The 25,760-nt window shown below is 64.1% G+C and carries 21 protein-coding genes and 1 riboswitch; of the genes, 14 read left to right on the forward strand and 7 right to left on the reverse strand.

Annotation, left to right across the window (positions count from 1 at the left end; all coding sequences use genetic code 11):
* Window positions 1-152: 152 nt before the first annotated feature.
* The 4 genes from pal to ftsH all read left to right on the forward strand — a co-directional run bounded on the left by pal (window position 153) and on the right by ftsH (window position 5,377).
* Window positions 153-659, forward strand: a complete 507-nt coding sequence (gene pal / locus AC1DPX_RS07150) for a peptidoglycan-associated lipoprotein Pal (RefSeq protein WP_095201157.1) — start codon at window positions 153-155, stop codon at window positions 657-659.
* Between the two features lie 177 nt (window positions 660-836).
* Window positions 837-1,952: a tol-pal system protein YbgF gene (gene ybgF / locus AC1DPX_RS07155; protein WP_477235469.1), complete on the forward strand. Its 1,116-nt coding sequence runs from the start codon at window positions 837-839 to the stop codon at window positions 1,950-1,952.
* Window positions 1,952-3,325: a tRNA lysidine(34) synthetase TilS gene (gene tilS / locus AC1DPX_RS07160; RefSeq protein WP_477235471.1), complete on the forward strand. Its 1,374-nt coding sequence runs from the start codon at window positions 1,952-1,954 to the stop codon at window positions 3,323-3,325. Before ybgF ends, tilS begins: the two co-directional genes overlap by 1 nt.
* A 123-nt stretch (window positions 3,326-3,448) precedes the next feature.
* Window positions 3,449-5,377, forward strand: coding sequence for an ATP-dependent zinc metalloprotease FtsH (gene ftsH / locus AC1DPX_RS07165; protein WP_019861731.1), 1,929 nt, complete (start codon window positions 3,449-3,451; stop codon window positions 5,375-5,377).
* Window positions 5,378-5,681: 304 nt separating this feature from the next.
* Here ftsH and AC1DPX_RS07170 read toward each other — a convergent pair whose 3' ends face one another.
* Together AC1DPX_RS07170 and AC1DPX_RS07175 are read right to left on the reverse strand one after the other, a co-directional pair.
* Window positions 5,682-6,140 (reverse strand): hypothetical protein, encoded by a 459-nt coding sequence (locus tag AC1DPX_RS07170; RefSeq protein WP_477235777.1) that lies wholly within the window; start codon window positions 6,138-6,140, stop codon window positions 5,682-5,684.
* Between the two features lie 250 nt (window positions 6,141-6,390).
* Complete coding sequence (locus AC1DPX_RS07175) at window positions 6,391-7,227, reverse strand: hypothetical protein (RefSeq protein ID WP_477235473.1); 837 nt, start codon at window positions 7,225-7,227, stop codon at window positions 6,391-6,393.
* A 368-nt stretch (window positions 7,228-7,595) separates the two neighbouring features.
* Here AC1DPX_RS07175 and glmM point away from each other — a divergent pair, with 368 nt between their 5' ends.
* The 5 genes from glmM to serA all read left to right on the forward strand — a co-directional run bounded on the left by glmM (window position 7,596) and on the right by serA (window position 14,197).
* Window positions 7,596-8,948 (forward strand): phosphoglucosamine mutase, encoded by a 1,353-nt coding sequence (gene glmM / locus AC1DPX_RS07180; RefSeq protein ID WP_095772060.1) that lies wholly within the window; start codon window positions 7,596-7,598, stop codon window positions 8,946-8,948.
* Between the two features lie 250 nt (window positions 8,949-9,198).
* A complete protein-coding gene (locus tag AC1DPX_RS07185) occupies window positions 9,199-10,041 on the forward strand; it encodes an outer membrane protein (RefSeq protein ID WP_202357458.1) in 843 nt (280 codons plus the stop codon).
* Between the two features lie 252 nt (window positions 10,042-10,293).
* Window positions 10,294-11,154 (forward strand): outer membrane protein, encoded by an 861-nt coding sequence (locus tag AC1DPX_RS07190; RefSeq protein WP_202357459.1) that lies wholly within the window; start codon window positions 10,294-10,296, stop codon window positions 11,152-11,154.
* A gap of 201 nt (window positions 11,155-11,355) precedes the next feature.
* A complete protein-coding gene (locus AC1DPX_RS07195) occupies window positions 11,356-12,531 on the forward strand; it encodes a phosphoserine transaminase (protein ID WP_477235475.1) in 1,176 nt (391 codons plus the stop codon).
* Between the two features lie 64 nt (window positions 12,532-12,595).
* A complete protein-coding gene (gene serA / locus AC1DPX_RS07200) occupies window positions 12,596-14,197 on the forward strand; it encodes a phosphoglycerate dehydrogenase (protein WP_202357461.1) in 1,602 nt (533 codons plus the stop codon).
* Window positions 14,198-14,251: 54 nt separating this feature from the next.
* On the opposite strand, the gene AC1DPX_RS07205 is transcribed toward serA, so the two are convergent.
* Window positions 14,252-15,163 carry a DMT family transporter gene (locus AC1DPX_RS07205; RefSeq protein WP_202357462.1) on the reverse strand — a complete coding sequence of 304 codons (912 nt, stop codon included), beginning with the start codon at window positions 15,161-15,163 and terminating at the stop codon, window positions 14,252-14,254.
* 213 nt (window positions 15,164-15,376) lie between these two features.
* Here AC1DPX_RS07205 and AC1DPX_RS07210 point away from each other — a divergent pair, with 213 nt between their 5' ends.
* Together AC1DPX_RS07210 and AC1DPX_RS07215 are read left to right on the forward strand one after the other, a co-directional pair.
* Window positions 15,377-16,675, forward strand: a complete 1,299-nt coding sequence (locus tag AC1DPX_RS07210; RefSeq protein WP_202357463.1) for an adenylosuccinate synthase — start codon at window positions 15,377-15,379, stop codon at window positions 16,673-16,675.
* 75 nt (window positions 16,676-16,750) lie between these two features.
* On the forward strand, window positions 16,751-18,466 hold the full coding sequence (locus AC1DPX_RS07215) for a hypothetical protein (RefSeq protein WP_477235477.1): 1,716 nt from the start codon (window positions 16,751-16,753) through the stop codon (window positions 18,464-18,466).
* On the opposite strand, the gene AC1DPX_RS07220 is transcribed toward AC1DPX_RS07215, so the two are convergent.
* The 4 genes from AC1DPX_RS07220 to AC1DPX_RS07235 form a co-directional block, all read right to left on the reverse strand.
* Window positions 18,435-18,848, reverse strand: a complete 414-nt coding sequence (locus AC1DPX_RS07220; RefSeq protein ID WP_477235479.1) for a CcdB family protein — start codon at window positions 18,846-18,848, stop codon at window positions 18,435-18,437. The genes AC1DPX_RS07215 and AC1DPX_RS07220 overlap by 32 nt on opposite strands.
* Window positions 18,848-19,090 carry a type II toxin-antitoxin system CcdA family antitoxin gene (locus AC1DPX_RS07225; protein WP_096451168.1) on the reverse strand — a complete coding sequence of 81 codons (243 nt, stop codon included), beginning with the start codon at window positions 19,088-19,090 and terminating at the stop codon, window positions 18,848-18,850. Before AC1DPX_RS07225 ends, AC1DPX_RS07220 begins: the two co-directional genes overlap by 1 nt.
* A 144-nt stretch (window positions 19,091-19,234) precedes the next feature.
* Window positions 19,235-21,055: an ABC-F family ATP-binding cassette domain-containing protein gene (locus AC1DPX_RS07230; RefSeq protein WP_477235481.1), complete on the reverse strand. Its 1,821-nt coding sequence runs from the start codon at window positions 21,053-21,055 to the stop codon at window positions 19,235-19,237.
* Between the two features lies 1 nt (window position 21,056).
* A complete protein-coding gene (locus AC1DPX_RS07235) occupies window positions 21,057-21,716 on the reverse strand; it encodes a thiamine diphosphokinase (RefSeq protein WP_477235483.1) in 660 nt (219 codons plus the stop codon).
* A gap of 88 nt (window positions 21,717-21,804) precedes the next feature.
* Window positions 21,805-21,919: riboswitch (TPP riboswitch) on the forward strand.
* A gap of 43 nt (window positions 21,920-21,962) precedes the next feature.
* Between AC1DPX_RS07235 and thiB the strand changes: the two genes are divergently transcribed.
* The 3 genes from thiB to thiQ all read left to right on the forward strand — a co-directional run bounded on the left by thiB (window position 21,963) and on the right by thiQ (window position 25,507).
* The gene (gene thiB, locus AC1DPX_RS07240; RefSeq protein WP_477235484.1) at window positions 21,963-22,961 is read left to right on the forward strand and encodes a thiamine ABC transporter substrate binding subunit; all 999 of its coding nucleotides are present in this window, start codon (window positions 21,963-21,965) and stop codon (window positions 22,959-22,961) included.
* A gap of 112 nt (window positions 22,962-23,073) precedes the next feature.
* Window positions 23,074-24,738: a thiamine/thiamine pyrophosphate ABC transporter permease gene (gene thiP, locus AC1DPX_RS07245; RefSeq protein WP_477235486.1), complete on the forward strand. Its 1,665-nt coding sequence runs from the start codon at window positions 23,074-23,076 to the stop codon at window positions 24,736-24,738.
* A complete protein-coding gene (gene thiQ, locus AC1DPX_RS07250; protein WP_477235488.1) occupies window positions 24,731-25,507 on the forward strand; it encodes a thiamine ABC transporter ATP-binding protein in 777 nt (258 codons plus the stop codon). Before thiP ends, thiQ begins: the two co-directional genes overlap by 8 nt.
* The last annotated feature ends 253 nt before the right edge of the window (window positions 25,508-25,760 follow it).

Consider the following 25,760-nt stretch of genomic DNA (forward strand, 5'->3'; position numbering starts at 1 on the left):
CCCCTGGTTCAGCGTTGGGCGTAATGGCTGTGGACGGGCAGCTAACCAAATTTTAACCGTGTTTCTTGAATGCCGGTTAACCCAAACGTGGTTACTGGGTGATCAACGAAATCACTCAAATACGATCACTCGAAATACGAAGGAGAGGCGGCATGGGCCGTATCGCAGCACTTACCAGAAACCCGGCCATGATCGCACTGGTGGCGATGCTCGCCATCACCGGTTGCGCCTCGAAGAAGACGCCGAACAACGCCGCTGACCTTGGCCTCAATGGCGCGGGCGCTGCAACGCCGGGTTCGGCGCAGGACTTCACCGTCAATATCGGCGACCGCATCTTCTTCGACACGGACTCGACCTCGATCCGGGCTGACGCACAGCAGACGCTTTCGCGCCAGGCGCAGTGGCTGAACCAGTACAAGCAGTATGCCATCGTCGTCGAAGGTCATGCCGACGAGCGCGGCACGCGCGAATACAATCTGGCGCTTGGCGCCCGCCGCGCCGCAGCCACCCGCGACTTCCTCGTGTCCAAGGGTGTCGCCTCCAGCCGCCTGAAGACCATTTCCTACGGCAAGGAACGTCCTGTCGCGGTCTGCGATGACATCTCCTGCTGGTCGCAGAACCGCCGTGCGGTCACCACGCTCAGTGGCGCCGGTTCCTGATCGGCAAAAATACAACACTGCTTTGGGAAAGGCGGCCTCCGGGCCGCCTTTTTCATGTCCGGATGCCCGAAACAAAATTTGGCCGAAGTCTCGCGCCCTGCTATGAGCCGAGGGCGCTTGGCTGGTCCCACCCTGATTGGAAGGCGCGAAACAGACTAACGACACGGCGAGAGGCACATGCATTTGAGATCGGTTCTGAGCGGCACGCTTGCGGCGCTGCTCCTATCAGGCTTCACCGCGCTGGCTAGTGGCTTGGGGGCCAGCGGCACAGGGCAATCGACCGACAGCGGCTTTTCCTTCCACCTGCCCAGCATCGAGTTGCCCAAGCTTTTCGGAGAAAAGAAGAAACCGGACCAGGTTCAACTGGCGCAGTCCGATCCTACTGCCGTCACCAGCCTGGAAGACCAGCTGCGGCAGATGAACGGCAAGATCGAGGAACTCAACTTCCAGGTCCTGCAGATGCAGGAGCAGATGCGCAAGCAGCAGGAAGACAACGAGTTCCGCTTCCAGCAGCTGGAAGGCGGCTCGCAGGGCGGACAGACACCGGCGGCACCGAAGAAAAAGTCCGACGCCACCACCGACACCAACACCGATGTGGCGGCCGCCCCGGCAACGCAGGCTCCGGTCGATGCCGGTGCCGCGCCCGGCGGGAATCAGTCCGCAGGCGGCAAGACGGTCGAGGACGTCATCGTCGAATCACCCGACGGCGACCCCGGCAAGGTGATCCCGGGTACGGGAGCGCCGGAAAAGACCTTTGGCTCCATCACCGTCGACAAGAACGGCAATGTGATCGATGCCGGAGGCAACACCCAGTCGACCGCGCCGGTGCAAGATACCGCCCCGGCCGCCGGCGCTCCGGCCAAGGCCGGCAAGTCCAATGGCACGATCGTCGCGGCGCTGCCTTCCACCAAGGACCCGGAGGAGCTTTACCGCAACTCCTATCAGTTCATCCTGTCGGGCGATTACAGCACCGCCGAACAGGGTTTTCGCGATCACATCTCGCGCTTCCCGCGCGATGCCAAGACGGCGGACGCGCATTACTGGCTGGGTGAATCGCTGCTTGGCCAGCAGAAATATCGTGACGCGGCCGAGGTCTTCCTCTCCGCGAGCAAGGACTATCCGAAGGCCAAGAAGGCGCCCGACATGCTGTTGAAGCTCGGCGTGTCGCTGGTCGGCCTCAAGCAGCACGATGTCGCCTGCGCAACCTTCAGCGAGGTCGGCAAGCGCTACCCCGACATTTCCAACGCACTCAAGGAACGCGTCAAGCAGGAGAAGGCCCTGGCCGCCTGCTGATGCTCGCGACCGAGCCAGATTTTTCGACCGGAATTTTTTCGCATATCGATTTCACCCACGGCGCCGTCGCGGCCGTGTCCGGCGGCAGCGACTCGACCGCCCTGCTTCTCCTTCTCAAACAGCATCTCGACCGAACCGCGTCGTCCGCGAAGCTGCTGGCGGTGACGATCGACCATGGCTTGCGTCAGGGTTCGGAGGCCGAGGCGCAAGCCGTGGCGAAACTATGTGCGGAACGCGGCATTGCCCACCGCACCCTGACGTGGTCCGGGCGCAAGCCGTCGACCGGCCTGCCGGCGGCGGCGCGTGAAGCGCGCTATCATCTGCTGGCCGAGGCGGCGCGCGCGGAAGGCATCGGCCTGATCGTCACCGGTCATACCGCCGACGACCAGGCCGAGACGGTGCTGATGCGGCATGCGCGGGATGACGGCCGAGCGTTTGCCGAATTGACGGGCCGTGGGCTTGCCGGCATGGCGCCTGGCACCCTCTATGACTGGCGCGAGTGGATCGTCCGTCCGCTTCTGGGCACACGGCGCTCGGTGCTTCGCGATTTCCTGCGGCGTGAAGGAGTTGGCTGGGCCGATGACCCGACCAATATCGACGAAGCCTTCGAGCGGCCGCGCGTGCGCGCGGCACTTGCCGGCGAAGGTGCCGGGCATATGGAGAATGCACTGCTGCTCGCCGGCCAGGCCGCCGTCGAGCGCAGGCAGCTTGGCGCCGGCGCCGCCGATCTGATCCGTCGCTTCGCCAGCCGGCCGGCGATCGGTCTCATCCGCCTCGACCCGCGCCTAGTTTCGGCAGGCGACGACCGGGCGGCCCTCTACGCGCTGCGTATCCTGCTGGCCACCGCCGGAGGCGTTGCCTTCCTGCCGGACCAGGCGCGCAGCGAGGCGCTGTTCGGCCGGCTGAAGGCTGGATTTCTTTGCGCCACATTGTCGCGGACGGTGGTCGATTTCCGGCGCGCCGGCGTCTTCCTGTGCCGGGAGGCGCGGGGCTTGCCGCCCGCCGCCACGGCTGTCGACAACACCATCTGGGACGGCCGCCGCCACATCACATTGAACGACAGGTCCGGCGCATTGTTGATCGCACCGTTGGGGACCGCAGCGGCGAAGCGGCTGACGATCGATGATGGAGAAACCCCGGCAAGCCTGATGCGCGCGGCGTTGGCTGCGGAACCGACATTGCGGCAAGTCCTTGAAACCCCTGGTTTGCCGCAGGCGCATCCGGGGTCGCCTGCGTTCGCGGCGCGACCGGTAGTGTCGCCTTTTGCCCGCTTCCTGCCGTCCTTCGATCTGGCGCCGGCGCGGGCCGTCGCCGAACTGATGGGCGCGTCACCGCTTCCCGCTTCGCCATTGGGCGGCCACAGTGCCGATTGATGGTGGTTCGAAAGCTTAACCCAGACGTGCTGTTCTGCTTGGCAAGGGGAGACGCTCTCCCTATGTTAGGCCCAAGTTTCCTCTCATGATGCTGTCCGTGCGCGGACGCCAACGGGACAATTGATGAATCCGAACTATCGCAACCTCGCGCTCTGGGCGATCATAGCGGTCCTGCTCATCGCTCTCTTCAATCTGTTCCAGACACCGCAGACGCGCGGGGCTTCGAGCGATGTGCCTTATTCGCAGTTCCTGCAGGATGTCGCGGCCGGCCGGGTCAAGACGGTGACCATTGCGGGCGCCCGCATCACCGGCACCTACACCGACAATTCCACCGGCTTCCAGACCTATTCGCCCGGCGATCCCCAGCTGGTTTCGCGGCTGCAGGACAAGAACGTCACCATCAATGCGCGGCCCGAGACCGACGGTTCCAATTCGCTGTTCGGCTACCTGATCTCGTGGCTGCCAATGATCCTGATCCTCGGAGTCTGGATATTCTTCATGCGCCAGATGCAGTCCGGATCCGGAAGGGCCATGGGTTTTGGCAAGTCGAAGGCCAAGCTTCTGACCGAGGCGCATGGCCGCGTCACCTTCCAGGACGTCGCCGGCGTCGACGAAGCCAAGGAAGATCTGGAGGAGATCGTCGAGTTCCTGCGCGACCCGCAGAAGTTCCAGCGCCTCGGCGGCAAGATTCCGCGCGGCGTGCTTCTGGTCGGCCCTCCCGGCACCGGCAAGACGCTGCTCGCCCGCTCGGTCGCCGGCGAAGCCAACGTGCCGTTCTTCACCATTTCGGGTTCGGACTTCGTCGAGATGTTCGTCGGCGTCGGCGCGAGCCGCGTGCGTGACATGTTCGACCAGGCCAAGAAGAACGCGCCCTGCATCATCTTCATCGACGAAATCGACGCGGTCGGGCGCCATCGCGGCGCCGGCCTTGGCGGCGGCAACGACGAGCGCGAGCAGACGCTGAACCAGCTGCTGGTCGAGATGGACGGCTTCGAATCCAACGAAAGCATCATCCTGATCGCCGCCACCAACCGTCCCGACGTGCTCGATCCGGCGCTGCTGCGTCCGGGCCGTTTCGACCGCCAGGTGGTGGTGCCGAACCCCGACATCGTCGGCCGCGAGAAGATCCTCAAGGTGCATGTGCGCAACGTGCCGCTGGCGCCCAATGTCGACCTCAAGGTCGTCGCGCGCGGCACGCCGGGCTTCTCCGGCGCCGACCTCATGAACCTCGTCAACGAATCCGCGCTGATGGCGGCGCGGCGCAACAAGCGCCTCGTCACCATGGCCGAGTTCGAGGACGCCAAGGACAAGATCATGATGGGCGCGGAGCGCCGCTCGTCGGCCATGACCCAGGCCGAGAAGGAGCTGACCGCCTATCACGAAGCCGGCCACGCCATACTGGCGCTCAACGTGCCGTCGGCCGATCCGCTGCACAAGGCCACCATCATCCCGCGTGGCCGCGCGCTCGGCATGGTCATGCAGTTGCCGGAAGGCGACCGCTATTCGATGAGCTACAAGTACATGATCTCGCGCCTCGCCATCATGATGGGCGGCCGCGTCGCCGAGGAGTTCAAGTTCGGCAAGGAGAACATCACCTCGGGCGCTTCCTCAGACATCGAGCAGGCGACCAAACTGGCGCGCGCCATGGTCACGCGCTGGGGGTTCTCCGACAAGCTCGGTCATGTCGCCTATGGCGACAACCAGGAGGAAGTGTTCCTCGGCCATTCGGTGGCGCGCACGCAGAACATTTCCGAAGAGACCGCGCAAATCATCGACGCTGAAGTGCGCCGCCTGATCGACGAGGCCTATTCGACGGCGAAATCCATCCTGACCAAGAAGAAGAAGGAATGGATTGCGCTGGCGCAGGGCCTGCTCGAATACGAGACGCTGTCGGGCGACGAGATCAAGCAGCTGATCGCCGGCGAAAAGCCGGCGCGCGACCTCGGCGACGACACGCCGCCCAGCCGTGGCTCGGCCGTGCCGAAGTCCGGCGGCCGCCGCAAGAAAGGCCCCGAGCCCGAAGGCGGCATGGAGCCGCAGCCGTCGAGCTGAGTTGAGTTTACCGATTTCAAGAAAACGCCGCGGCTTCAACCCGCGGCGTTTTGCTGTTTAGACCAGACTGGGCGGCTCACCGTTTCACCGAACGTAGCAGCGCTCCACTATTTCGTTTGACGTTATCCCCGACGGGATCCAGGCGACGCGCCGGACGTTGGAGCGTCATTCTCGGCTTGTCCCGAGGGACCTGCCAACTCATACCGGCGCCCTGCTATCTCCCGACAGAAGATCCTCGGAACAAGCCGAGGATGACGGCTTAACGTCTGCAGGAAAAACGGTGAATTGCTTCTGTATTCGATTTTTACGATTCAGCTTTCAGCCGCGCATTGCACAGGCTGTAATAACCGCCACCCTTCTGGATCCAGCGAAGGCCGTTCAACGTACCCGCCTCCTTGTTGCCGTGGTAACCCTGCAGGCAGGTCTTCATCCGCGCCTTCGCGGGCTTCTCGGTCTTGAACTCGGCGGCGAGGGTGGTCGGGAATGTCACGCCCGCCGGCGCTACAGTGGGGGCGACCGCCGCGTCGTTTTCCTTTTTCGGCTGCGTCGCGGTTTTGACGGTATCCGAGCTGACACTCTCCGTAGCGGAGGTCGCGCATTTCTCCTTGCGGAAAGCGGCCCAGTCCATGCCGTTCAGAGTGCCGCCTTCCTTGGCTGCCCGATAGGTCTCGCCGCATTCCTTCATCGTCAGTGCGCTTGCAGGGGCGACGCCCCACGCAGCCAATGCCGTCACAGCCAATACCGCCAATTTCAAACTAGACATCAGACCCTCGTGATTGATAACGAGTTCGATGTCTGTTTGTATACTGTTTGTTCCGTATATGTTCAACTGGAATCTTTGCGAGCTGCCAGTAAGCCTGTCCGTGGAGTGTGGGCCGGGTTGATGATGCCGGTCGCTCCCCACACATGCGGATGCGGGCGGAGCCGCCGGCGTCTTGGCGCGCAACAAAAGCCTAAGAAAAAGCCCGCGCATCTCACGATGCGCGGGCCTTCCTTCGAGAACAACTAGGCGATCAGCCCTTCAGCTTGGCGTTGCACAGGCTGTAGAAGCCGCCGCCCTTCTGGATCCACTTCAGGCCGCCAAGCGCATTGGCGTCCTTGAGCACATAGTACTGGTCGAGGCAGGTGTGCATGCGGCCCTTTCCGGGGGTCTCGCTGGCATATTTCGGCGAGATCGCGGACGGGAAGGTGACGCCCTTGGGCGCGACCGTCGTCGGCTTTGCCGGTTCCTTGGTGTAATTTGCTTCGCTCGGAGCAGGCACGCTGTCATCATCGGCGGCCGCGGCGCCGCATTCGGCCTTGCGGAAGTCGTTCCACTTCTGGCCCTTCAGCGTGTTCGCCGTCTTCGCAGCCTGGTACTTGGTGCTGCACTCGGCCATGGTCAGGCCCTTGCCATCGGCAGGAGCCGCGGCGGCCTTGGTGGTTGCCGGCTTGGTGGTGTCGGCGGCGGCGGATGCACCGGCGGCGCATTCGCTCTTGCGGAAGTCGTTCCACTTCATGCCGTTCAGCGTGCCGGCGGCCTTTGCCGCCTGGTACTTGGCGCTGCATTCCTTGGCCGTCAGGCCTTTCGCGGCGCCGTCGTCGGCGGCTGCAGCCTTGGCCGGCTTGGCTGGCTTGGTTTCGGCCGCCTTCTTTGTGTCGGCCGGCTTGGTGTCCGTGGTCGCGGCGGCGTCGGTGCCGCATTGTGCCTTGCGGAACTGGTTCCAAGTTTGCCCGGCAAGTGTCCCAGCGTCCTTGGCGGCGTTATACTTCGTGCTGCACTCGGCCATCGTCAGTGCGTTGGCTGGCGCGGCCAGGAACAACGTCACTACGGCGAGGCCGGTCAAAGTGGCAAGTCGGTGGATGAGCATAGCGTTTCTCCGTTGCAGCAGCCCATTATACGTCCCTGCGAATCAATAACGCTCAACGGTCGGTTGCGCCAGATGCTAAGTGGCGTATATATCGCCCGAACCCCGATCCTCCCGATAAGGTGATGAAATCATTGCCCCTTACCGGGTTGAAAACAAGATTTTCCGCGTGCATCCGCGCCGAATAGCTCGCATAGATGGTATATTGCGGTGCCACAATGCCACTACGTCAGGCCGCAGCCTTGTTGTGCGCGGCTCACAACAATGGTTTTCTAAGGATTGGTAACATACAATCACACAATGTGATCATGGCGTATCGGCCAATTGTGGCATGAAATGCCGGCAAAGAACCTTCAAGGACTTTAACTAGCATGGCAGGGAATTACTTCGGCACGGACGGCATCCGCGGGCGCGCCAACAAGTTTCCGATGACCGCGGAAATCGCCATGCGCGTCGGCATGGCCGCCGGCCTTTCGTTCCAGCGCGGCAGCCACCGTCATCGCGTCGTTCTGGGCAAGGACACCAGGCTTTCCGGCTACATGATCGAGAATGCGATGGTGGCGGGTCTTTGCGCCGCCGGCATGGATGTGTTCCTGCTCGGCCCGATCCCGACCCCGGCCGTCGCCATGCTGGTGCGTTCGCTGCGCGCCGATATCGGCGTGATGATCTCGGCTTCGCACAATCCCTATTACGACAACGGCATCAAGCTGTTCGGGCCGGACGGCTACAAGCTCTCCGACGAGATCGAAGAGCGCATCGAGAGCATGCTCGACAAGGATATCGAACTGACACTCGCCGATTCCGACGGGCTTGGCCGCGCCAAGCGTGTCGATGGCGTGCATGACCGCTACATCGAGTTCGCCAAGCGCACATTGCCGCGCTCGATGTCGCTTTCGGGCCTCAGGATCGTCGTCGATTGCGCCAATGGCGCGGCCTACAAGGTGGCGCCCGAGGCGCTGTGGGAACTCGGCGCCGAGGTCGTGGCCATCAATGTCGAGCCCAACGGCTTCAACATCAACAAGGAATGCGGCTCGACCCATCCGGCCGGCCTGCAGAAGAAGGTGCATGAAGTGCGCGCCGATATCGGCATCGCGCTCGATGGTGATGCGGACCGTGTCGTCATCGTCGACGAGAATGGCGCGATCGTCGACGGCGATCAGATCATGGCGATGATCGCCGAGTCCTGGCACCAGAGCGGACGGCTTGCCGGCGGCGGCGTGGTTTCGACGGTCATGTCCAATCTCGGCCTCGAGCGCTTCCTCGGCGACATGAAGCTGCAATTGCACCGCACCAAGGTCGGCGACCGCTATGTCGTGGAGCATATGCGCGCGCATGGGCTCAATGTCGGCGGCGAACAGTCCGGCCATATCGTGCTGTCGGATTTCTCGACCACCGGCGACGGTCTGGTGTCGGCGCTGCAGGTGCTGGCCTGCATCAAGCGCCAGGGACGCCCGGTCAGCGAACTGTCGAAGAAGTTCGAGCCGGTGCCGCAGCTCTTGAAGAATGTCCGTATCGCCGGCGGCAAGCCGCTCGAGGAAGCTCCGGTCAAGGCCGCGATCGAGGATGCGCGCAACCGTCTCGGCAAGGCCGGGCGTCTGGTTATCCGCCCGTCGGGCACCGAGCCGCTGATCCGTGTCATGGCCGAGGGCGACGATCCGCAACTGGTCGAGGCCGTCGTCAACGACATTGTCGAGGTCATTTCGGAGACCCGCAGCGCAGCCTGATCTCCGGCGCGCCCCAGCGCGTCACGCCGCCGCGCCGGTTGCATCCAGGCCCGCCCTTCCGGCGGGCTTTTTACTGACCGGGGACCGGCCCCCAACTGTCGAAATCATTGCCGGATTCCTCGAATTTTAGAGATTCGTGGTTAATCGACAGGGTTAAACGCCTTTTAACTTTTCCAATTCATTATCCACGCCTGAAAGCCAATCTCGTTCGGACGCGATCGCGGTCCGAGGGTTCCTAGGGGTGACAAGCATGTTCAATACAGCAAGAAAGGCCCTGTTCGCGCTGCTGTTCGCGGGCCTGGCCTGGCCAGTGTTCGCAGCCGACCTGCCTGAGCCGCAGGTCGAAGAGGCGCCGCCACCACCAGTCTACGAGCAGCCGGTCGACGTCGGCGGCTGGTATATCCGTGGCGACATCGACTATCACAAGTCGAAGATGGGTGACATCGACTACATCACCTACGGCGCGGCACCTTGCCCCTGCGGACCTCCTGTCGGGGTCGCTGGCAGCAAGTCCTTCGACTATGGCAAGCTCAAGGGCGGCTTCTCGCTTGGCGCCGGCGTCGGCTACAAGATCAACGAACGTTTCCGCACCGACCTGACCGCCGACTACTGGTTCAAGTCGAACTTCAACGGCGGAACCTCGGATCTCGTCTCGACCTCGACCGAAGTGTCGAAGATGAGCGCCCTGCTGCTGCTGGCCAATGCCTATGTCGATATCGGCACCTGGCACGGCATCACGCCCTATGTTGGCGCCGGTATTGGCGGCGCGCGGGTCAAGTGGGATACCGTCTACGACCCGAACACCACCGAGACCAACCCCGGCGTATCCAGCTGGCGCTTCGCCTACGCGGTCATGGCAGGTGCGTCCTACTGCCTGACGGACAAGGTCATACTCGATGCGGGCTACCGCTTCTCCCATATCCAGGGCGGCCGCATGTTCGAATATGATACGAGCAGCGCCGGCCCGGGCTTCGATCACGGCTTCAACACCCACGAAGTGCGTGGCGGCCTGCGCTATCAGTTTGGCGGCAACAATGGGTGCAGCGTACCGGTGGCCTACCAGCCCGAACCCGAGCCGATCTACACCAAGTAAGAATTTCCGGCCTCGAATGGTCGCGAACCGCCCGGCTCAGCCGGGCGGTTTTCGTTTGAGCCGGCGCCGATGAGGGACCTGGAGCATCGCCTCGAAACGAAGGTCATTTTGGGCGACATGCGTCAGCGAAATCAATTCGCTAACGCTCTGTTAGCCTTAACCGCGACTTAACCACTATGGTTAACAATGCTCTCTGAAAACGATGGCTGCCGTGTTGGTTGCAGCTGTCGTCAAATCCGGGAGTCGGGGACCATGACACTCATATCGCGTATTGTGCTGGCGCTTGCCGGACTCGGCCTCTTGCCGCTGACACCGGCATTCGCCGCCGACTACGATCCACCGATCTACGTCGACCAGGCGCCCGATTATGTGCCGGTCGAGGTCGGCTCAGGCTGGTACCTGCGCGGTGACGTCGGTTACGCCTTCAGTCATCCTTTCACTGATGAGGAAGTCTCGAGCGGGCCTCTGAACAGCTTCACTTCCAGCAGTGGCCTTTTTACCGGCAGCGTCGGAATGGGTTACCACATCAATGACTATCTTCGGGTGGAACTGAATGGTGGCATTCTGCCGACGAACAAATTCAGTGATCATCAGAAGCTTGCGACCACCTGCAAAGGCTCGACACTCGTAGATGACGGCTTCGGAACCATCAATTCCGCCGCAGCAACGCAGACGTGCGATCAGATCGACAACGGCTCCAACAAAGCCTACAGCCTCATGGCCAACGGCTATGTCGATCTCGGCACCTACGTGGGGATCACCCCCTATATCGGCGGTGGAATCGGCGTGGCCTACAACAAATATTATAAGAGCATTGGCGCGAAAGATTGCAGGGAGACACCGGCGAATTCCGCCGGAACAGGCGGGTTCTTCTGCGATGATCCCGCAGGATATGAAGGTCAAACCGACACGGCAGCCAAATTCAATCTCGCTTATTCGATCGGCGCCGGGCTTTCCTATCAGGTCAGCAAGAATGTCTCAGTTGACCTCGGATACGAGTATTTTTCGGTCCCCGATGCCAAATATGTCGCCTATGACAATGGCGCCTTCGGCATCCACAAGGGAATTGACTATCAGACAGTCAAGCTCGGGCTGCGCTACGATCTCTGGTAGGCCAGGGACGGAGCAGGATTTTGGCGGCGGATCCCTGCGGTCCGCCGTTCGCGTTTGAGATCACGCGATCCTGATCGCGGATCGCCGGTATCCCGGCAGCGACAAAAACTTTCCTCTTGACGCCCGAAGCCTGAACGCATATCGCCGTCCGTGGGCCACCCCTCCCCAACGAGGGGCCACTATCTGGAAGGATAGACCACGATGACGACGCATACGAAGCCCGGACTCCGTCCGGCAAACCCCAATTTCTCCTCAGGTCCCTGCGCAAAACGCCCCGGCTGGTCGGTCGAGGCGCTGAAGAATGCCGCGCTCGGCCGTTCCCATCGCGCCAAGATCGGCAAGACCAAGCTCGAACAGGCGATCGAGCTGACGCGCGAAATCCTCAAGGTTCCGGCCGACTACCGCATCGGCATCGTGCCGGCGTCGGACACCGGCGCCGTCGAGATGGCGCTGTGGTCGCTGCTCGGCGAGCGCGGCGTCGACATGGTCGCCTGGGAAAGCTTCGGCTCCGGCTGGGTCACCGATGTGGTCAAGCAGCTGAAGCTCCCCGACGTGCGCAAGCTCGAGGCCGGCTATGGCGAATTGCCGGATCTCGCCAAGATCGATTTCGACCGCGACGTGGTCTTCACCTGGAACGGCACCACGTCGGGCGTGCGCGTGCCGAACGGTGACTTCATCCCGGCGGACCGCATGGGCCTGACCATCTGCGACGCGACTTCCGCCGCCTTCGCGCAAAAGCTCGATTTCGAAAAGCTCGATGTCGTCACCTTCTCCTGGCAGAAGGTGCTGGGCGGCGAGGGCGCGCATGGCATGCTGATCCTGTCGCCGCGCGCCGTCGCGCGGCTGGAGAGCTACAAGCCTGCATGGCCGCTGCCGAAGATCTTCCGGCTGACCTCCGGCGGCAAGCTGATCGAGGGCATCTTCAAGGGCGAGACCATCAACACGCCGTCGATGCTGTGCGTCGAGGACTATCTCGACGCACTGCACTGGGCGAAGTCGATCGGCGGCCTCGATGCGCTGGTCGCCAGGGCGGATGCCAATGCTGCCGTGCTCGACGGATTCGTCGACAAGTCCTCGTGGCTGGGCCACCTCGCCGTCCAGCCGGCGACGCGGTCGAACACCTCGGTCTGCCTGTCCTTCACCGATCCGGATATCGCGGCGCTCGACGCCGACGGACAGGCGGCGTTCGCCAAGGGGCTGGTCTCGGCGCTCGACAAGGAAGGTGTCGCCTATGACGTCGGCTCCTATCGCGATGCGCCTCCCGGCCTGCGTATCTGGTGTGGCGCGACGGTCGAGACATCCGATCTCGAAGTGCTGCTGCCCTGGCTCGACTGGGCTTTCGCCGCGCAGAAGGCGTCGCTGAAAGCAGCGGCCTGAGACTTTCCGTGGCGGCCCGCGGGCCGCCCATTCCCGGATCAATCCCATTTTCAAGGAGGCCGCCATGGCGCCCCGCGTTCTCGTCTCTGACAAACTCTCTCCCACCGCCGTGCAGATCTTCAAGGATCGCGGCGTCGAGGTCGACTATCTGCCCGATCTCGGCAAGGACAAGGAAAAGCTGCTCGAAGTGATCGGCCAGTATGACGGCCTCGCCATCCGCTCGGCGACCAAGGTCACCGAAAAGCTGATAAGCGCCGCCACGAAGCTCAAGGTCATCGGCCGCGCCGGCATCGGCGTCGACAATGTCGATATCCCGGCGGCGAGCCGCAAGGGTATCATCGTGATGAACACGCCCTTCGGCAATTCGATCACGACAGCCGAGCATGCCGTGGCGATGATCTTCGCCCTGGCGCGGCAGATTCCGGAAGCCAACGCCTCGACCCATGCCGGCAAGTGGGAGAAGAACCGCTTCATGGGCGTCGAAATCACCGGCAAGACGCTGGGCGTCATCGGCTGCGGCAATATCGGCTCGATCGTCGCCACCCGCGGCGTCGGCCTGAAAATGCATGTCGTCGCCTTCGACCCGTTCCTGTCGGACAAGCGTGCCGAGGAGCTCGGCGTCGACAAGGTCGAGCTCGACGAGCTGTTCGCCCGCGCGGACTTCATCACGCTGCACACGCCGCTGACCGACAAGACACGCAACATCATCGATGCCGGGGCAATCGCCAAGATGAAAAACGGCGTGCGCATCATCAATTGCGCGCGCGGCGGGCTGGTCGTCGAGGCCGATCTGATCGCGGCGCTGAAGAGCGGCAAGGTGGCCGGCGCCGGCATCGACGTGTTCGAGGTGGAGCCGGCCGAGCAGAACGCCTTGTTCGGCATGGAAAACGTGGTGGCGACACCGCATCTCGGCGCCTCGACGGCGGAAGCGCAGGAGAATGTCGCGCTGCAGGTCGCCGAGCAGATGTCGGACTATCTGATCAAGGGCGCGGTCTCCAACGCCATCAACATGCCGTCGATCACGGCGGAAGAAGCGCCGCGGCTGAAGCCCTTCGTCAAGCTCGCCGAAGTGCTCGGCGCCTTTGTCGGCCAGGTCACCGAGGATCCGATCAAGGAGGTCGAGATCCTGTTCGACGGCTCGACCGCGACGATGAACACGCGCGCGCTGATCAGCGCCGCACTGGCCGGGCTGATCCGGCCCCAGGTCGCCGACGTCAACATGGTGTCGGCGCCGATCATGGTGAAGGAGCGCGGCATCATCGTCGCCGAGGTCAAGCGCGACAAGTCGGGCGTGTTCGACGGCTACATCAAGCTGACGGTCAAGACCGAGCACAGGACGCGCTCGATCGCCGGCACCTGCTTCTCCGACGGCAAGCCGCGCTTCATCCAGATCAAGGGCATCAACCTCGACGCCGAGGTCGGCCAGCACATGCTCTACACCACCAATGCCGATGCGCCCGGCATCATCGGCCTGCTTGGCACGGTATGTGGCGAGAACGGCGTGAACATCGCCAACTTCCAGCTTGGCCGCAACCGGCCGGGCGGCGACGCCATCGCGCTGCTCTATCTCGATGCGCCGTTCCCGGAAAAGGTGCTGGAGCAGGTGCGGGCGCACAAGTCGATCGACTCGGCCAAGCGGCTGCAGTTCGACGTCGGCGGGATCTGATCCCGGCTTTCGCCAAGATCGGAAGGCGCGGCGTTTGTCGCGCCTTCCTGCCGCTCAGTGCGCCTTGGCTCGCGAGGTCATCGCCATCTTGCGCCCGCTATGTTCGGCAAGCCCGATGCCGCCCAGCACGAGCACAAGCGCCAGCGCCTGATAGAGCTGGAACGTCTCGCCGACGATCAGCACCGAAAGCAACGTGCCGAAGATCGGCACCAGGTTGATGAACAGGCCGGCGCGGTTGGCGCCGATCAGCTCGTTGCCCCTGATATAAGTTATCTGCGAGACGACCGAGGCGCCGATCGCGGTATAGACGATGACCGTCCAGCCGCGCGCGTCGGGGACGATGGCCTTGCCGGCGGCGACCTCCCACAGCAAGAAGGGCAGCGAGGTGATGAGTGCCGCGATCGACATGGCCAGCATCAGGCTCTGCCAGCGCATCGCCGGCTTCAGCCGCAGCCCGACCGAATAGCCGCTGTAGAGGACGACCGCCACCAGCATGATGGCGTCGCCGAAATTGAGTTCCAGCGTCAGCAACCGGCGGGGATCGCCGTGGCAAGCGGTCAGGATCACGCCGGCAATGGTCAGTACGACGCCGGCGATCTGCGCCCAGTTCACACGCAGCCGGAAGAAGATGAAATTGGCTGTCATGATCAAGATCGGCATCGCCGCCTGTTCGATCGAGACGTTGATCGCCGTCGTGTAGTTGAGCGCCGTGTAGAAGATCACGTTGAACAGCGTGAAGCCGCTGGCGCCCAGTGCCGCCAGAATGAGCCAGTGCCTGCGCACCACGGGCCAGTCCTGTTGGATCGTGCGCCAGCCGATCGGCAGCAGGATCGCCACCGCCAGCACCCAGCGCAGGAAGACCAGCATCATCGGCGAGACATGATCGACCGCGAGCTTGCCGGCCACCGAATTGCCACCCCACAGCAAGGTGGTGAGCAGCAGGAATAAGTAGGCGTGTCGATGCATCGCGGGATTCCGGCCGCGACGGATGCGTCGCGGTGTTTGCCGGCCTATTGCCCCTCTCAGCCCAAGTAAATGATGTCAAAGCCGAAAATTGTTGTGCCTCAGGGCATTTTCGGCGGCAAAGAAAGGTCGCACTCGCGAGGTCTTGACGCTATAGAGGCCTGTCGTTTCGAACCATATCCAAGCCGCTCGGCGGCGTCTCAAGGGAAAAGAAACATGGCCAATGTGGTGGTCGTCGGCTCGCAGTGGGGCGACGAAGGCAAGGGCAAGATCGTCGACTGGCTGTCGGAGCGCGCCGATGTCGTGGTGCGTTTCCAGGGCGGCCACAATGCCGGCCACACGCTGGTCGTCGACGGCAAGGTCTACAAGCTGTCGCTGTTGCCGTCAGGCGTCGTGCGGCAGGGCAAGCTGTCCATCATCGGCAATGGCGTGGTCTTCGACCCGCATGCTTTCGTGGCCGAAGTGGCGAAGCTCAAGGCGCAAGGCGTCGAGGTGACGCCCGAGCGCCTGAAAATAGCCGAAAACACAGCGCTTATCCTGTCGCTGCACCGGGAGCTGGACGGATTCCGCGAGGACGCCGCGTCAAATTCCGGGACGAAGATTGGCACGACCCGCCGGGGCATTGGTCCGGCCTATGAGGACAAGGTGGGTCGGCGCGCGGTGCGGGTGATGGATCTGGCGGATTTGGAAACGCTTCCCCTGAAGGTCGACAGGCTGCTGACGCACCACAATGCGCTGCGCCGCGGGCTTGGCCATGGCGAAGTCACGCATGACGCGATCATGACCGAATTGACCTCGGTCGCCGACGAGATCCTGCCCTATATGGACCGTGTCTGGAAGATACTCGACGACAAGCGCCGCGCCGGCGAACGCATCCTGTTCGAGGGCGCGCAAGGCACGCTGCTCGATATCGACCACGGCACCTATCCGTTCGTCACCTCGTCGAACACGGTGGCCGGCCAGGCCGCCGCCGGTTCGGGCGTCGGTCCGGGCGCCATCGGCTATGTCTTGGGCATCACCAAGGCCTACACGACGCGCGTCGGCGAAGGTCCGTTCCCGACCGAACAGAAGAACGAGATCGGCGAATTCCTCGGCACGCGCGGCCATGAATTCGGCGTCGTCACCGGGCGCAAGCGCCGCTGCGGCTGGTTCGACGCGGTGCTGGTGCGCCAGGCTGTCGCCGTCAACGGCATCAAGGGCATCGCATTGACCAAGCTCGACGTGCTCGACGGGCTGGACGAGATCAAGGTCTGCACCGGCTATCGCCTCGACGGCGAGATGATCGACTATTTGCCGGCCAGCCAGGGCGCGCAAGCCCGTGTCGAACCGGTCTACGAGACGCTGGAAGGGTGGAAAGGCACCACTGCCGGCGCGCGCAGCTGGAACGATCTTCCGGCCCAGGCCGTCAAATATGTCCGATACATAGAGGAGTTGATCGGCGCGCCGGTGGCACTCCTCTCTACCAGCCCGGAACGGGACGATACGATACTTGTGACCGATCCGTTTCAAGACTAGTTTCTGGAGCCTTTCCGGGCATCGCGGCTGATTTGCGGGGGCCGGCGCGGAAGCAAAATACAGGTCGACTGAAGCATGGCAGATTTTGTTGCTGTTCTGAAAAAGGCGCTCGACAAGCACGGCGACGAGACGCCCGAAAAGCGTACGCGCATCTATGAGAGCGTTCGTTCCATGCTGGCCAAGAAGCTTGCGGAATATTCGCCGCCGCTTGCCACCGAGGCCATAAGCGCGCAAAAGCGCTCACTGGAAAACGCTATTACGAGCGTTGAGCGCGAGTATGCCAAGAGCGTGCCGGAAACGGATCCGCTCGCCGAGCTGGAACACATCTTTTCCTCGATCGACCGCAACAAGAACCAGCCAAGCCACGCGCGCCAGCCGGTGAAGGCCGAGTCGGCGTGGCCGGCGCCGCCAGTCGCGAAGCCGGAGTCCACCCGTCCCGCGCCGCCGCCAGCCGCCAAGCCGGAACCATACCGGCCCGCGCCGCCCGCCGCCAAGACCGAGCCGAGCTGGCAGAAGCCCACGCCGGTGCAACCGGTGGCCCCGGATCTCGCCGATCATGCCTTGCCGGGCATGGATGCGGACCAGGACGATGACCGCGCCGACGTCTTCCCGAACGATGAGGAACCGGCGGCAGCCGATACTTTCCGCCTGCGCCCGGCCGAGCGCAGGCGCAGCTATGGCGGGCTGATCGCGGCCGTCGTCGCCTTGCTGGTGGTCGCCGGCGGTGGCTATGGCATCTGGCTCAACAAGGACGCCTTCAGCAAGATGCTGGGCCTGGGCGGTAGCAAGGTCGTCGCCAAGACCGAACCGGTGAAGCCGGCGCCGACGAAGCCTGCAACCGATGCCGCCGCGACGCCACCGGCGCCCGCGGCAGGTGCCGAGGGGACGAAATTCACGCAGCGGCTGACGCCCGAAGGCGGCGAGACCGACCCCGGCCCGGCCGGTGGACAAACCGGCATAGGCGAGGGTGAATCCGTCGCCGCGCTGACGACGCCGCCCTCGGCAACGAATGCGCCGGCCAATCCGCCCCCGGCTGCAGCCGCGCCCCCGGCAGCGCCAGCCGCGGCGACGCCTGCTGCGACCGCACCTGCGGCAGGCACCGCGCCCGCGGCAACACCGCCCGCCAACGGAACCGCTCCCGCGGCGCCGGCCGATGCCGCCGCCACACCGCCGCCCGCTCCGGCGGGCGCCACGCCCGCGGCACCGGCGGCTGCCCCGGCGACGCAGACCTCGGTGCCGGTCGGCCAGAAGGCGATCTTCTATGAGGAGCGCACGAGCACCGCGCAGGGCTCGGCCGAGCCCGGCAGCATCGTCTGGTCGCTGGTGCAGGAATCGCCCGGCGGCGATCTGCCGCCCGAGCCGGCGATCCGCGCCGAGGCGACGATCCCCGGCAAGGACATCCAGCTGCGCATGACCATCCGCCGCAACACCGACCAGACGCTGCCGGCCAGCCATATCATCGAGATGATCTTCCTGACGCCTGACGGTTTCGAGGGCGGCGGTGTCGACAACATCCTGCGCGTTGCCATGAAGAGCTCCGAGCAGGATGCCGGCAGCCCGCTGATCGGCATTCCGGCCAAGATCGCCGACGGCTTCTTCCTCGTCGCGCTGAACGACACCAAGGCCGACGAGGACGCCAACATGACCCTGCTGCGTGGCCAGGACTGGATCGACGTGCCTGTCGTCTACAAGACCGGACGGCGGGCGCTGCTGACGATGGAAAAGGGCATTCCCGGCGAGAAGGTGTTCGACGAGGCGATCAAGGCCTGGCAGGCGAAGACGGCGGGCTGAGAAGGCGGAGTAACGGTCGCCTTCGTTCTTTGTCTTGACGCAATTCCGGACGGAAAATCGCGTCACACTTTTCCTGGAATTGCTCAGAAACCCGGAACAGCATGTCGAGCGCGGCGACGATGTCGTCGTGGTACTTTGTCAGGTTCAGCCGACTTTCACCCAGTTCGCTCGCCGGGACGGTGGCAATCAGGTGTGTCGCCATGACCAGCTTCCGGCCGTTGATCTCGAAGATCGGGTGAAGCTTTCGCATCGGCGGCGGCACCGCAGCGACCGGCAGCAGCGGGACGACTACCCGCGTCTTGAAATTGTCGAGCAGGTCGGATTGAACGTCGAGCAGATAGTTGCCTTCGATCCGACCGGCGAAGACATCATAGCGGGGCATCAGAACTGCCGGTGCTCTTCCAAGGGGATGCCGTTCTTTTCGACATAATCGTTCCAGGCATCCATCGTGGCCCGGTTCTCAAGCTTCCAAAGCCGTGTCTTTTCGGCAGCCACCGCCTCCGCGATGCCGGCTTCCGCGGCGCGCGAGACATTCACGTCCAGCCCCTTGGCTTCCCTCATCAGGTTCGAGTCGATCGACAGATTGGCTGGCTGACGGATCGCATTCAAGGCAATCTTACGCATAATGGCCTCCGCAACATGCGCATAATGTATGCGCATTATCGTGCTGGTGCAATAATCGAGCGCCTGGCTGCGGGTGGGCTCCGGGGGTTCGTCGCTTCAATCGACAAACTGTTGTCGATTGATCGGCCTACGGCCGAACGCTCCTCACCCCTCGATCTCCTCGCGCAGCATTTCCAGTTCCAGCCACTCTTCCTCGAGCGCGGCTAGCGTCGCGCGTTCCTTGTCGAGGGCGGCGATGGTCTTCTGGAACGACGCCGGATCGCGCTCGTAATAGGCGGGGTCGGCGATATTGTTCTCCAGCCGCGAGATCGATGCGGTCACCGCCTCGATCTTCTTGGGGAGCGATTCCAGGGCGAATTTCTGCTTGAAGGACAGTTTCTTTGCCGGCCCTTTCGGGGCTGCCGGTTCGCTCTTGCCCGGCGCCGGCGCATCGGCGGCTTCAGCCTTGGCGCGCGCCTTGCGGTCGTCGAGCCTGGTGCCGCCGCGCTGCGCCAGCATGTCGGAATAGCCGCCGGCATATTCGACCCAGCGGCCGCCGCCGTCCGGCGCTATGATGCTGGTCACGGTTCGGTCGAGGAAATCGCGGTCGTGGCTGACCAGGATGACGGTGCCGGCGAAGCCGGCAACCAGTTCCTGCAGCAATTCCAGCGTCTCCATGTCGAGATCGTTGGTCGGCTCATCGAGCACGAGGAGGTTCGCCGGCCGCGCCAGCACGCGCGCCAGGATCAGCCGCGCCCGCTCGCCACCGGACAATTCTCGCACCGGCGTGCGCGCCTGCTCCGGCTTGAACAGGAAATCCTTCATGTAGGAGACGACATGGCGTTGCTCGCCATTGATGACGAGGTTTTCGCCGCGCCCGTCGGTGAGGTATTGCGCGAGCGTCTCCTGCGGATCGACCGCCTCGCGCTTCTGGTCGAGCGTGGCGATTTCCAGGTTGGTGCCGAGCCGGACCGAGCCGGCGTCCGGCGCCAATTCGCCGGTCAGCATCTTCAGAAGCGTCGTCTTGCCGGCGCCGTTCGGCCCGACGAGACCGACGCGGTCGCCACGCTGGATCCGCGTCGAGAAGCCCTTGACCACATTGAGATCGCCAAAGCTCTTCTCGATGTTCTTGGCTTCGATCACCAGCTTGCCGGACTCGGCGGCGTCGCTCGCCACCATGTTCGCGGTGCCTTCGGCGCCGCGATGGCCGCGAAAACGCTGGCGCATGGTCTGCAACTCGCCCAGCCGGCGCATGTTGCGCTTGCGGCGCGCCGTCACGCCATAGCGCAGCCAATGCTCCTCGCGCACGATCTGGCGGCCGAGCTTGTGCTGCTCGCGCTCTTCCTCTTCCAGCACCAGGTCGCGCCATTCCTCGAAATGGCCAAAACCCTTGTCCAGCCTGCGGGTCTGGCCACGGTCGAGCCAGACAGTGGCGCGCGACACGCGCTCGAGGAAACGGCGGTCGTGCGAAATGACGATGAGCGCCGAGGAGGTGCGCACGAGCTCCTCTTCCAGCCATTCGATGACGGACAGGTCGAGATGGTTGGTCGGCTCATCGAGCAGCAGAATGTCGGGTTCCGGCGCCATGACACGGGCAAGGGCAGCGCGCCTGGCCTCGCCGCCCGAGAGATCGCCCGGCCGTTCCTCGCCCGACAGGCCGAGATGCTCCATCAGATAGGAGGCGCGGTAGGGATCATCTGCCGGACCAAGTCCCGCCTCGACATAGGCGCGCACGGTGGCAAAGCCCTCCATGTCGGGCATCTGCGGCAGATAGCGGACGGTCGCCGAAGGCTGGCGGAACACCTCGCCGTCCTGTGGCTCGATCAGGCCGGCGGCGATCTTGAGCAGCGTCGACTTGCCGGATCCATTGCGGCCGACCAAAGCGATCTTGTCGCCGGCCGAGGCTGTCAGGGCGGCGCCATCGAGCAGCGGCGTGCCGCCGAAGGTCAGTTTTATCCCGTCGAGATTGAGAAGAGGCGGAGCCATGTCAGCTTTCAGGTAATGGATACGGATGCGCAAGCAGCAACGCGCGGCCGTGGCCGAGCGCGATTTCGAGGCGGCCTCCGGTCTTGTCGAACTTGACCTCGTTGGAGATGGTCAGTGACGAACCGAAGGCCACCTCGACCTGGTTCAACGGCCATTTGGCGCCGGTGACGGTCAGGCCGGCAAGTTCGGAGAAGCCGAGGATGGAAAACAGCGTGCCGTCGGCATAGTCGAAGCCGGCCTTTCCCAACAGCAGGGGCACGCCTTCCTGGGCACCGCTGGTCAGCAGCACCTCCGTCCCGGTCTCAGCCAGGCGCAGGGCAAGCGCCAGATGCAGGAAGGCATGGTCGGCGCGCTTGCCGCCGAACGCACCTGCCAGCACAAGGCGGGTCGCGCCGCGCTCGAGGGCCGCGGCGATGGCCAGTTCGCCATCGGTCTTGTCCTTTTCCGCCGGGAAGGTCCGGCGGGGGACGGCGGCGAGCTCCTCCGGCAGATCGGCCGGCACCGAATCGAAATCGCCTACCCACAGTTCCGGCACGAGGCCGAGCAGCCGTGCATGGCCGATGCCGGCATCCGCGGCGATCACGCGCGTGCCCTCGACATGGCGGTCGAGCCGGGGCGTGCGGATGAGATCGCCGCCAAGCAGGATGGTGAATGTGCTCATATCGTGTGGCCTGTACCAGCCCGGCACCGGAAACGGAAGGCCGGCAAACTGCCACTTGCGCGGTTCCTCGGCCGGGCCTATGTGTCGAAACGCTCTAACGGGGTGCCGGACGCGATCTTCGCGGACCGGCTGAGAGGCAATCTCGCCAACCCGCTGAACCTGATCCGGTTTGTACCGGCGGAGGGATTAGACGTTTCGGACAGTCCGACGCCTCAATTCCTTTCAATTCGAACGAAGGAGGCGCCGATGCGCACGCTTTTATCCGCTCTTGTCTCAGCCCTGGCTGTGGTGTTGTCCGGGCCGGCCTTGGCCAAGGACAAGCTCACCGTCTACACCTATGAAAGCTTCACCGCCGACTGGGGTCCAGGCCCCGTGGTGAAGAAGGATTTCGAAGCCCAATGCGGCTGCGACGTCGAGTTCGTCTCGGTTGCTGACGGCGTCGCGCTGCTCAACCGCGTCAAGCTCGAAGGCGCCTCGACCAAGGCCGATATCGTGCTCGGCCTCGACACCAATCTCACCGCCGATGCCAAGGCCAGCGGGTTGTTTGCGCCGCATGGCGTGGTGAGCGACGTGAACGTGCCGGGTGGCTGGAGCGACGATACTTTTGTTCCCTTCGACTACGGCTATTTCGCTGTCGTCTACGACACCGAAAAGCTGAAGACGCCTCCCAAGAGCCTGAAGGAGCTGGTCGAAGGCAGCGCCGACGACAAGATCGTCATCCAGGATCCGCGCACCTCGACGCCGGGCCTCGGGCTGCTGTTGTGGGTGAAGTCGGTCTATGGCGACAAGGCGCCGGAAGCTTGGGCCAAGCTCAAGACGAAGGTGCTGACCGTGACGCCGGGCTGGAGCGAGGCCTATGGCCTGTTCACCAAGGGCGAAGCGCCGATGGTGCTGTCCTATACGACGTCGCCAGCCTACCACATGGTCGCCGAGAACACGCAGCGCTACCAGGCGGCTTCCTTCGAGGAAGGCGAGTATCTGCAGATCGAGGTCGCCGGCATCACCACCACGGGGGCGAAGAACCCGCTGGCGGCAAAGTTCATCGCTTTCATGACCGGCCCGAAATTCCAGGACGCGATCCCCGAGACCAACTGGATGTTCCCGGCCGGGAAGACCGACAAGCCGCTCAACCCGGCCTTCGACAAACTGGTCAAGCCGACCAAGACCTTGCTGTTCAGCCCCGAGGAGGTCGCCGCTAACCGTAAGGCCTGGGTCGATGAATGGCTGGCGGTGATGAGCAAATGAGCGCGCGCTTCACCCTCCCCCTTGTGGGGAGGGTCGATCCGCGAAGCGGAGCGGGGTGGGGGTGCCGACGCTGAGCCCAGACTCACCCCCACCCCGGATCGCGGACACCGCTTTGCGGCATCCGCGATCCGACCCTCCCCGCAAGGGGGAGGGTGGAAGGCGCGCGTCCTCTGACTCCCGCGTTCGCGCCGGCATCCTCGCGCTCGCCGCGATCACACTGCTGATCGGCGGCGCGTTTGCCGGTCTGCTCGTCGAAGGCGCCCATGACTTTTCGGGCGCCTGGGCGGCCTTCGATCCCTACCTGCTGCGCGTCGTGCGCTTCACGCTCTGGCAGGCCGCCCTATCGACGCTGCTTTCTGTCGGCCCGGCCCTGTTCGTGGCGCGCGCGCTGTCGCGGCATCCGCGCTTCTTCGGCCGCGCCTTCATCCTGCAGCTTTTCGCCGTGCCGCTGGCGCTGCCGGCGATCGTCGCGGCGCTCGGTATCCTGGCGCTCTACGGCCGCGCCGGCTATTTCGCCGGGCTGTTCAGCGCCGTCGGCGGCCAGGGCTGGCCAGGCATATACGGCCTGTCCGGCATTCTCGTCGCCCATGTCTTCTTCAATCTGCCGTTGGCGACGCGGCTGTTCCTCGAGGCGCTGCAGACCATTCCCGCCGACCAATGGCGGCTGGCAAGCCAGCTCGGCATGGCGGCGCGGCCGGCCTTCCGGCTGATCGAATGGCCGACGCTGCGCGCCGCTCTGCCGGGTGTCGCCGGGCTGGTCTTCATGCTGTGCATCACATCCTTCACCATCGTGCTGACGCTGGGCGGTGGGCCGGCCGCGACGACGCTGGAGGTCGGCATCTACCAGGCGCTGCGCTTCGATTTCGATCCGGCGCGAGCGGTCGCGCTGACATTGCTGCAGATCGCGTTGACCTTCATCGTGGTGCTGGCGCTGACGCGGCTTGGCGCCAATGTCGTCGGCGACACCAACCTGCCGGTCGCGCCGCGCCGCTATCTCTCCGTCAACGGCACCGAGACCATGCTGAACGCCGCGCTCATCGTGCTGGCGCTGCTGTTCGTTATCGGGCCGATGGCTGCCACGGTGATTGCAGGGTTGGGTGCCGATCTCGGCCGGCTGGCGGGCGAGGCCGCTGTCCGGCAGGCGACGCTGACCAGTGCGTTGCTGGCCTTCCTGTCGGCGCTGCTTTCGGTGATGCTGTCGCTGGCGCTGACCATGGCGCGCCGGGCACTCGCGTTGAACCGTCGCGCCGGTCCAAGAGCGCTGCTCGAACATGCCACGGATACCGGCGCGGGTTTTGTGCTGGTCGTGCCGCCGATCGTCATCGGCGCCGGCTGGTTCCTGCTGCTGCGCCATGCCGGCGATGTCTTTGCCATCGCACCGGTCATGGTCGTCACCGTCAACGCCGTCATGGCGATGCCCTTCGCGCTGCGTGCCGTCCGCCCCGCCTATGATGCGGCGAGCGAGCGTCACGAACGGCTCTGCGCGCAGCTCGGCATTGCCGGCTGGGCGAGGCTGCGGCTGGTCGACTGGCCGTCATTGCGGCGTCCGCTCGCCACGGCCTTCGCTTTCGCCATGGCGCTGTCGCTCGGCGATCTCGGCGTCATCGCGCTGTTCGGCAGTGATTCCGTGCAGACCTTGCCCTACCTTCTGCTTTCGCGCATGGGCAGCTACCGCACCGAGGACGCCGCCGGCCTGGCGCTGTTGCTCGGCCTGGTCTGCCTTGCCTTGGTGCTGGCGGCGGATTGGCTGGGGAGGGAAAAGGCCGGCAATGTCTGACGGGGCGATGAGAGGGAAGGGTGTTCCGGTGCGGCTGGACAAGGTCTCGTTCAGCTATGGCGAGGCGCCGCTCGCCTTCGATGTCGCTTTCGCGGCTGCCGAAATCACCGCCATTATGGGGCCGAGCGGTTCGGGCAAGTCGACGCTGCTCAATCTGGTTGCCGGCTTCGAGGCGCCGCAGTCGGGCCGCGTGCTGATCGGCGGGGCCGATGTCGGCGCCGATCCTCCGGCCGCGCGGCCGGTGTCGATGGTGTTTCAGGAAAACAACCTTTTTGGCCATCTCTCCGTCGAGCAGAATGTCGGGCTCGGCCGCTCGCCGTCGCTGCGGCTGACCGAGACCGACCGCGAGGCGATCGCCGGCGCGCTTGCGCGCACTGGCCTTGGCGGCAAGGAAAAGCGCTTGCCGCGCGAACTCTCAGGCGGCGAACGCCAGCGCGTCGCGCTTGCGCGGGTGCTGGTGCGCGATCGGCCGGTGCTGCTGCTCGACGAACCCTTTGCCTCGTTGGGTCCGGCCTTGCGCGATGATATGCTCGATCTGGTCGCCGGTGTGCACGCCGAACGCGGCATGACCGTGCTGTTCGTCACGCATCAGCCTGAGGATGCCCGCCGAATCGGCCAGAATGTGGTGTTTCTGGACGATGGCGCCATCGCGGCCATCGGCAGCGCGGACGATTTCTTTGCCGGGGCTGGTCCGGAGGCGTTCCGGCGCTATATCGGCACAAGTGCCGGCAATGCCGTATCACGAGATATTGCCCGGAAGCGGACATAATTTACGGTCAAACCGATCTCAGGCGATGGGACGCTTGCTTGCCATGGCAGAAGTAGTGTGGCTAGGTCCGCCCTACTGGTCCGGCACAGGCCGTGATTTGCCTACTGCACCCGTCACATGCCCCGAGGGACGTGTGACGGGTGCCGTAGAAATTTGTTTTTTTGCGCATGACAGGTTCCGAAGATCGCCCCCGATTTTCCTGTTCATGCGCCGGGACCTGAAAGGAAGCCGCTCTGGCGATCGGCGTCGACAA

It is taken from the genome of Mesorhizobium sp. 01N446 (genome assembly GCF_056399285.1).

What these genes read in the sequence shown, in the direction of transcription:
- pal (WP_095201157.1), top strand. Translation starts at nt 153, where the DNA reads ATGGGCCGTATCGCAGCACTTACCAGAAACCCGGCCATGATCGCACTG.
- ybgF (WP_477235469.1), top strand. Translation starts at nt 837, where the DNA reads ATGCATTTGAGATCGGTTCTGAGCGGCACGCTTGCGGCGCTGCTCCTA.
- tilS (WP_477235471.1), top strand. Translation starts at nt 1,952, where the DNA reads ATGCTCGCGACCGAGCCAGATTTTTCGACCGGAATTTTTTCGCATATC.
- ftsH (WP_019861731.1), top strand. Translation starts at nt 3,449, where the DNA reads ATGAATCCGAACTATCGCAACCTCGCGCTCTGGGCGATCATAGCGGTC.
- AC1DPX_RS07170 (WP_477235777.1), bottom strand. Translation starts at nt 6,140, where the DNA reads ATGTCTAGTTTGAAATTGGCGGTATTGGCTGTGACGGCATTGGCTGCG.
- AC1DPX_RS07175 (WP_477235473.1), bottom strand. Translation starts at nt 7,227, where the DNA reads ATGCTCATCCACCGACTTGCCACTTTGACCGGCCTCGCCGTAGTGACG.
- glmM (WP_095772060.1), top strand. Translation starts at nt 7,596, where the DNA reads ATGGCAGGGAATTACTTCGGCACGGACGGCATCCGCGGGCGCGCCAAC.
- AC1DPX_RS07185 (WP_202357458.1), top strand. Translation starts at nt 9,199, where the DNA reads ATGTTCAATACAGCAAGAAAGGCCCTGTTCGCGCTGCTGTTCGCGGGC.
- AC1DPX_RS07190 (WP_202357459.1), top strand. Translation starts at nt 10,294, where the DNA reads ATGACACTCATATCGCGTATTGTGCTGGCGCTTGCCGGACTCGGCCTC.
- AC1DPX_RS07195 (WP_477235475.1), top strand. Translation starts at nt 11,356, where the DNA reads ATGACGACGCATACGAAGCCCGGACTCCGTCCGGCAAACCCCAATTTC.
- serA (WP_202357461.1), top strand. Translation starts at nt 12,596, where the DNA reads ATGGCGCCCCGCGTTCTCGTCTCTGACAAACTCTCTCCCACCGCCGTG.
- AC1DPX_RS07205 (WP_202357462.1), bottom strand. Translation starts at nt 15,163, where the DNA reads ATGCATCGACACGCCTACTTATTCCTGCTGCTCACCACCTTGCTGTGG.
- AC1DPX_RS07210 (WP_202357463.1), top strand. Translation starts at nt 15,377, where the DNA reads ATGGCCAATGTGGTGGTCGTCGGCTCGCAGTGGGGCGACGAAGGCAAG.
- AC1DPX_RS07215 (WP_477235477.1), top strand. Translation starts at nt 16,751, where the DNA reads ATGGCAGATTTTGTTGCTGTTCTGAAAAAGGCGCTCGACAAGCACGGC.
- AC1DPX_RS07220 (WP_477235479.1), bottom strand. Translation starts at nt 18,848, where the DNA reads ATGCCCCGCTATGATGTCTTCGCCGGTCGGATCGAAGGCAACTATCTG.
- AC1DPX_RS07225 (WP_096451168.1), bottom strand. Translation starts at nt 19,090, where the DNA reads ATGCGTAAGATTGCCTTGAATGCGATCCGTCAGCCAGCCAATCTGTCG.
- AC1DPX_RS07230 (WP_477235481.1), bottom strand. Translation starts at nt 21,055, where the DNA reads ATGGCTCCGCCTCTTCTCAATCTCGACGGGATAAAACTGACCTTCGGC.
- AC1DPX_RS07235 (WP_477235483.1), bottom strand. Translation starts at nt 21,716, where the DNA reads ATGAGCACATTCACCATCCTGCTTGGCGGCGATCTCATCCGCACGCCC.
- thiB (WP_477235484.1), top strand. Translation starts at nt 21,963, where the DNA reads ATGCGCACGCTTTTATCCGCTCTTGTCTCAGCCCTGGCTGTGGTGTTG.
- thiQ (WP_477235488.1), top strand. Translation starts at nt 24,731, where the DNA reads ATGTCTGACGGGGCGATGAGAGGGAAGGGTGTTCCGGTGCGGCTGGAC.